The sequence below is a fragment of the Thiohalomonas denitrificans genome (assembly GCF_016841685.1).
GTDB classification, from domain to species: domain Bacteria; phylum Pseudomonadota; class Gammaproteobacteria; order Thiohalomonadales; family Thiohalomonadaceae; genus Thiohalomonas; species Thiohalomonas denitrificans_A.
The window spans coordinates 1-6519 of sequence record NZ_JAENYR010000067.1; the positions used below are offsets into that span (position 1 = coordinate 1).

General features: G+C 64.2%; 4 protein-coding genes. All 4 read right to left on the reverse strand.

The genetic code is table 11. The features are described 5' to 3' along the window. Nucleotides 1–482: 482 nt before the first annotated feature. The 4 genes from Q7L05_RS13260 to Q7L05_RS13275 all read right to left on the reverse strand — a co-directional run bounded on the left by Q7L05_RS13260 (nt 483) and on the right by Q7L05_RS13275 (nt 6107). Complete coding sequence (locus Q7L05_RS13260) at nt 483–1547, reverse strand: ABC transporter ATP-binding protein (protein WP_303907514.1); 1065 nt, start codon at nt 1545–1547, stop codon at nt 483–485. Next, nucleotides 1537–3219, reverse strand: coding sequence for an ABC transporter permease (locus Q7L05_RS13265; protein WP_303907552.1), 1683 nt, complete (start codon nt 3217–3219; stop codon nt 1537–1539). Before Q7L05_RS13265 ends, Q7L05_RS13260 begins: the two co-directional genes overlap by 11 nt. Nucleotides 3220–3263: 44 nt before the next feature. Then, entirely contained in the window at nt 3264–4283 is a 1020-nt protein-coding gene (locus Q7L05_RS13270; RefSeq protein WP_303907517.1) for a Fe(3+) ABC transporter substrate-binding protein, read from the reverse strand. 606 nt (nt 4284–4889) lie between these two features. Next, a complete protein-coding gene (locus tag Q7L05_RS13275) occupies nt 4890–6107 on the reverse strand; it encodes a UbiH/UbiF/VisC/COQ6 family ubiquinone biosynthesis hydroxylase (RefSeq protein WP_303907520.1) in 1218 nt (405 codons plus the stop codon). Nucleotides 6108–6519 lie beyond the last annotated feature (412 nt).

A 6519-nucleotide genomic window follows, 5' to 3' on the forward strand; every position in this document is an offset into this window, starting at 1 on the left:
CGCTGGGGCTCCTCGCAATGACGGCTGAACGTTCGTCACCGATTCGGGGCCGCGCAGCGGCGGGTACGGCTCCTGATGAACTTGCCCTCGCTGTCATTACGAGGAGCCCCGGCGACGAAGTAATCTCCTGCTCCCAAAACCCCAGATTGCCGCGTCGCTGGGGCTCCTCGCAATGACGGCTGAACGTTCGTCACCGATTCGGGGCCGCGTAGCGGCGGGTACGGCTCGCAATGACAGCTAAACGTTCGTTATTGATTCGGGCCAGCGTAGCTGGGGGTACGGCTCACAATGACGGTTAAATGTTCGTCTTTGATTCGGGCCTGCACAGCAAGAAGCACGGCTCGCAATGACGGCTAAATGTTGATCTTTGATTCGGGCCTGCGCAGCAAGGGGCACGGCTCGCAATGACAGCCAGGAGTTCTTCAGTGATTCAGGGCCGCGGAGCGGGGGTGGGGACGGGAATCGCCGCGGGGGCGCGCCTCCTAAGGGGTCCGGGCCTCCGACTTCCGGGGCTCCACCGGGAACGCCACGACATGATCGATCCGGGTCCGGACGGAGATGTGCTCGCCCACTTCATAGCGGTTGTGGCTGTGGGTGAGGCAGAGGATCCGGGCACCTGAAGGGAGCGAGAGCTGATAGAGGAAATCCGCGCCCCGGAAGGCGCGGGCGTCGACCCGGGCCGGGGTTCCGGTGGGGCAGTCGAGGACATCGTCGGGGCGAATCAATACCTCCACGGCGCAGCCGGGGCGGCACTGGGCAGGCGCCGCCCCGCCGATCACCCCGAGTTCGGTTTCGACCCCGCCGCTTTCGTTCACCCGTCCCGGGATCAGTTCACCCTGGCCGATGAAGTCGGCCACGAAGCGGTTGGCCGGCCGGTGATAGAGGTTGTAGCCGCTGTCCCACTGGACGATCTCCCCGCCCGACATGACGCCGATACTGTCGGCCGTGGCGAAGGCCTCGGACTGGTCGTGGGTGACCATCAGGGCGGTGATGCCCTCCTGCTTGAGGATGCAGCGGACCTCGCGGGCGAGCTCTTCGCGGCGCTCGACGTCGAGTCCGGAGAAGGGCTCGTCGAGAAGCAGCAGCCGCGGCTTCGGGGCCAGCGCCCGTGCCAGCGCCACCCGCTGCTGCTGTCCGCCGGAGAGCTGGTGGGGATAGGCATCGCCGTAGCCCGCCAGGCCAATCAGATCCAGAAGCCGCGAGACCCTCTTCGCCCGCTCGCTTCGGGCACTGCGACGCAGACCGAAGGCGATGTTGTCCCGAACCGAAAGATGGGGAAAGAGGGCGTAGTCCTGAAACACCATCCCTACCCCGCGGCGCTCCGGTGGGAGCGTCGACTGCGGGGAACTGACCGTTTCACCCCCGATGCGGATCGCTCCGGACCGGACCGGCTCGAAGCCGGCAACGGCCCGCAGCAGGGTTGTCTTGCCGCAGCCACTGGGCCCCAGCAGGCAGCCCAGTTCACCGGGTTTCAGGCGAAAGGAGACGGAGTGGACGACATCCTCGTTTCCGTATCCGAGCGTAACATTGTCAACTTCAAGCTGCATGCTTCTGCCCTGCCCTGGAGCGGCCAATGGAACGCGACAAGAGAATCACCGGCACGATACCGGCCAGTACGATGGTGAGCGCGGCGCTTGAGGCATCCGCCAGCCGCTCATCCGAGGCGAGTTCAAAGGTCCGCACCGCGAGTGTATTGAAATTGAAGGGCCGCAGCACCAGCGTGGCCGGCAGCTCCTTGAGCACATCGACGAACACCAGCAGCAGCGCCGTCAACAGCGTTCCCCGCATGACGGGCATATGGACCCGGCGCAGCACCTGGGTGGGCCGCAGGCCCAGAGAGCGGGCCGCATCGTCCATGCTCGGGCGTATCCTGCCGAGCCCCCCCTCGACGGCCTGCAGAGAGACCGCCAGAAAGCGCACCGCGTAGGCGAACAGCAGTGCGAACAGGGTTCCCGACAGCAGCAACCCGGTGGAGATGCCGAAGACCTCCACGGACCAGCCATCGAGGGCCCGGTCCACCCGGGCCAGCGGCAGCATGACACCGATAGCGATGACCGTCCCCGGGATAGCGTACCCCATACCGGCGACACGGACGGCGGTATTGACGATCGGACCCCGGCACAGCCGCTTGCCATAGGCCATGAACAGGGCCAGCAGGAGCGTGACCAGCGCGGCACCGGCCGCAAGGCCCATGCTGTTCAGCGTCAGCTCGAAGAAGTCGCTATCCACCGTGCGCCCGGCGGTGCGCACAGCCCAGGCCGAGAGCTGCCCCGCCGGCACCACAAATCCCAGCAGCAGCGGAAAGGCACAGCCGGCGACCGCCGCCCACCGGCGCCAACCCTGGAGACGGTAGCGGGGCAGCATCTGATAGCGCTGCGTCGCCTGATGAAAGCGGGCACGGCGGCGCGACCAGTGCTCCAGGAGGATCAGCACGAACACGAATCCGAGCAGCATGGCGGCCAGTTGGGCCGCCGCTGTGGCGTCTCCCAATCCGAACCAGGTGCGGAAGATTCCGGTGGTAAAGGTGCTGACCCCGAAATACTCGACCGTGCCGTAGTCGGCGAGGGTTTCCATCAGGGCGAGGGAGACCCCGGTGGCGATGGCCGGTCGGGCCAGGGGTAGGGCTACGCGGAAAAAGGAGCGCCAGGGGCCCGCCCCGAGGGTCCGACTGACCTCCAGCACCGCCACCGACTGCTCCAGGAAGGCGGCGCGCGCCATCAGATAGACATAGGGGTAGAGCACCAGTGACAGCATCGCCACGGCGCCCCCGAGAGAGCGGATTTCAGGGAACCAGTAGTCCCCGTAGGACCAGCCGAACGTTTCCCGAAGGGTGGTCTGAACGGGTCCGGTAAAGTCGAGCAGACCGGTGTAGGTGTAGGCGATGATGTAGGCCGGCACCGCCAGCGGCAGCAGTAGTGCCCATTCAAAGACACGCCGGCCGGGGAAATCGCAGAGGCTCGTCAGCCAGGCACTGCCGACGCCCAGCAAGAGCGTGCCGAGGCCGACCCCTGCCATCAGCACCAGCGAATTGCCGACGTAGTCGGCCAGCACGGTGTCCACCAGATGGCCCCAGACATCTCCGGCCGGGACGAACAGGTGTCCAAACACCGTCAGGATCGGCAGCGCCAGCAGCAGTGCCACCAGCGCAACGCCCGCCTGCCAGGAATCGGGGAGGCGTCGCCTTATCCGGGATGCCAACCCATCCCCGTGAAGGCTCATGAACCCGCCCTTCGGCGGGTCCCACTCACTTTCCACTTTCGAGTTCATCGCCAGCCGGCGCGATCCATCAGCTTCAATGCCTCGGCATTGTACTCGCCAAGCCTGGCCATGTTGACGTCGTCTGCCTTGAAGGTTCCCCAGGACTGCAGGGTTTCACTCCAGGCCACATCGGCCTTGACCGGGTATTCGTGATTGACCTCGGCGTACCATGCCTGGGCCTCGTCGCTGACCAGGAACTCCATCAGCCGCTGGGCGTTGTCCCGATTACCTGCGGCCGCGGTCAGGGCGATACCGCTGACGTTGACGTGAGTACCGCGGCCCTCCTGATTGGGCCAGAAGACCGCCACCTTCTCCGCTGCCTCGCGCTGAGCGGGGTCGTCGGAATGGAGCATGACTCCGAGATAATAGGTATTGGCAACGGCGATGTCGCACATCCCCGCAGCCGCGGCCGCGATTTGATCGCGATCCCCACCGGCGGGCTTGCGGGCGAAGTTCTTCACAAACGCATCCGCCCACTGCTGGGTGGCCTCCTGGCCGCGAGAGGCGATCATCGAGGCGACCAGCGACTGGTTATAGATGTTGCCGGAGGAGCGGATGCAGACCCGGTTCTTCCAGCGGGGATCCGCCAGGTCTTCGTAGGTGGACAACTCCTGCGGGTCGACCTTGTCTTTGACATACAGAATCGGACGCGCCCGGACCGAGAGACCGTACCAGTAACCCTCCGGATCTCGGTACGTATCCGGGATCACCTGCTCCAGCGCATCCGACTGCATCGGTTGCAGCACGCCGGCCTCTTTGGCACGGTGCAGCCGGCCGGCATCGGTCGTCAGCAGCAGATCCGCCGGACTGTGGCGACCCTCGGCCTCCAGGCGCTTGAGCAGCGCATCAGCCTTTCCGGTCACCAGGTTGACCTCGATACCGCTCTCTTCGGTAAACCGCTCCAGCAGCGGCTTGATGAGATTTTCCTTTCGGGCCGAGTAGAGGTTCACCTCTTCGGCACTCCAGGCCTGACCGCTCACTCCGATCAACAGCGCTGCTCCCGCCACGACCCATCTGTTTTTCATTGGTGCACGCCTCCTCAAGCGACTCTTCTAACTGAAACGGTAACGAAAACGATTCTCGTTTAGTTTTGCAGCGCCTGTCAAGGGTTGAGTGGCTAGTGGCTAGTGGCTAGTGGCTAGTGGCTAGTGGCGAGGGGCGAGGGGCGAGGGGCGAGGGGCGAGGGGCGAAGGGCGAGGTGGCGAGGTGGCGAGGGGCGAGTGGCTAGGGGCTAGGGGTGAGAGATGCAGGTCGGCGTTCAGGCCTTCATCGTTTTTGTAGGTTGGGGTGAGTTACACGAACCCCAACGCTGTTGGGCTTGTTGTTGGGCTTCGTTCCTCAGCGCCAACCTACATTTTGAAGCCCCAGCTATTCTCGGACAGGCTCCTAGCTACTCGCAACTCGCAACTAGCCACTAGCCACTCACTCGTACCGTCATTTGAACTGCGACGGGCTAAAGCCCGACCTACATGACTAGCTGCCAGGAGCTTGTCCGAGAACATCGTTTTTGTAGGTTGGGGTGAGTTATACGAACCTCAACGCTGATTCTGTTGGGCTGTTGTTGGGCTTCGTTCCTCAGCGCCAACCTACATTTTGGAGCCCATTGCCATTCTCGGGCAGGCTCCTGGCTACTAGCGACTAGCCACTGATCTCGCGATCCGCGGCAGGTCTCCGCTCAATCCCATGGCGCGCCGGATGAGGGTTTGCTTTACGGGGCCGGTCGCGTCGGTCAGCCGGAGGCCGAGGTTTCGTGCCCACCGCACCGGCGCCAGTTGGCTTCCGAACAGGCGTTTGAAACCGTCCATCGCGGCGGTTACCACTACATTGTCCCCCTTGCGCCAGCGCTCATATCGACGGAGGACGGACCGGCTACCGATATCGCGATGGCCCCGGGCGGCGTCGATCAGCACTTCAGCCAGGGCGGCGGCGTCCAGGGTGCCCAGATTCAACCCCTGACCGGCGAGGGGATGGATCGCATGGGCGGCATTACCCACCAGTACCACCCGTTCCGCGCAGTAGGCATCGGCATGCTGGAGGGCCAACGGGCAGACGCCGCGCTGGCCCACCGCTTCCATGCGCCCCAGGCGGTCACCGAAGGCCTGCTGCAACTCATCAAGGAAGGCGGACGGCTCGATCTCCGACAGAACACGGGCATGTTCCGGGGAGGTGGTCCAGACGATGGAGCTGAGGTTCGGCTCCGGCAGCGGCAGGAAAGCCAGGGGGCCGTCGGGCGCGAAGCGCTGCCAGCAGGCCTCCTCATGAGGTCTGGAGGTACGCACGCTGGCGGTCAGTGCATGCTGGTCGTAGGCCCACCCGGTGGTGGTGATGCCCGCAGCCTCGCGCACCCGGGATTGCAGACCATCGGCACCCACCACCAGCGCCGCCTCCAGGCGCCGTCCGCCGGCAAGGAGCAGGCGTGCGGCATCGCTGTCGCGGTCCAGGGAGACCACCTCAGCCGGCGAGATCAGTTCCACGTTGTCCAGCTGCGCCATCCGCTCCCGCAACGCCCCCAGGATGACGCTGTTTTCCACGATATGGCCGAGATTCGCTTCACCGAGCTCATTGGCATCGAAATGGATGGCCCCGGAGCCGGTCGCATCCCAGACGTGCATTGCCCGGTAAGGGGACACCCGCCGTGCCTTCATGCCTTCCCAGGCCCCGACCGCCTCGAAGATTCGCATACTGGCATGGGTTAGGGCACTGACCCGGATATCGTACTCAGTCCGCGGCCAGGCCTGGTCGGGGTCGCCGCGCTCGAGCACGGCAACCCGCAGCGGGCTTTCACCGAGCGCGCACGCCAGTGTGGCACCCACCATCCCGCCACCGACGATCAGAACGTCATAATCCATTTGCTACTCCTCATCGAAGGTTCGAGGTTCGAGATTCGGCATTTTCAGATACCTTACGGAGAAACGGCGCATTTCGACTTCGCCCCTCCGGGTTACCGGCATTTCGTCGGGTGCATTCTTCACGTGCATTGGCTTCTGTTCGGCAGAATGCGCCCTACGGGACGAGATTCGAGGTGCGAAATACGAGATGCGAGGAAGGTCGCAAGGTGATGTACCTCGTATCTGTCTCGAACCTTATACCCGATAGCAAAACGGCGCATTTCGACTTCGCCCCTCCGGGTTACCGGCATTTCGTCGGGTGCATTCTTCACGTGCATTGGCTTCTGTTCGGCAGAATGCGCCCTACGGGACGAGATTCGAGGTGCGAAATACGAGATGCGAGGAAGGTCGCAAGGTGATGTACCTCGTATCT